This window comes from Roseateles sp. P5_E11, assembly GCF_054049355.1.
On sequence record NZ_JBFUMO010001162.1, the window covers coordinates 1 to 676 of the forward strand.

Annotated in this window: 1 protein-coding gene; it reads right to left on the reverse strand. The window is 67.7% G+C overall.

Features of this window, described 5'->3' with window-relative positions; genetic code table 11:
• Positions 1-159: 159 nt before the first annotated feature.
• A partial coding sequence (locus tag ACXJKR_RS34100) for a family 1 glycosylhydrolase (RefSeq protein ID WP_457326630.1) occupies positions 160-676 on the reverse strand: 517 nt, incomplete at its 5' end.

Genomic DNA, 676 nt, shown 5'->3' on the forward strand with positions numbered 1-676 from the left:
GCTCGCGGCTCAACGCCGCGAGCATCGCCGTCCCCGCGGGGGCTGAGGCCGGACACATCGCGCCCGGTGGGCGGGATGTGCCTGCCGAAGGGCTGCGGCGCAAGGCGCAGCGCGGTCTGCAAGACCGGCCAAGGTACGCCTTGGACGAGGGGCTCCATCTCACAGGATTCTTCTCGTCTTGATGACTTCGGCGTAATAGCGCGCCGACAGCTTGGGCGTGCGGACCTGCGTCTTGAAGTCGCAATGCACGATGCCGAAACGGCGCTGGTAGCCGTCTTCCCACTCGTAGTTGTCGATGAAGGACCACAGGAAGTAGCCCTTCAGCGGCACGCCGKCGSCGATGRCGCGGTGGGCYTCGCGCAGGTGGCTGCGCAGGWAGTCGCGGCGGTGCAGGTCCAGCACCTCGCCGTTGACGACCGGCTCCTCGTCGTAGCCGCAGCCGTTCTCGGTGATGTAGAGCGCCTGGTGGCCGTACACCTCATGGCTGAAACGCGTGCCCCAGTAGATGGACTGAGGCACCAGGCGCAGCCAGGTGCTGTCGGCGCGCGGGTAGTTGACGGGGTGGGGCAGGGCCTCGTAGGCGGCGCCGTTCTTGCCGGCGCGCACATAGGTGCCGCTGTAGATGTTCAGGCCCAGGAAGTCGGTCGGCAGGCTGATGAGGTCGAAGTCGCCGGGC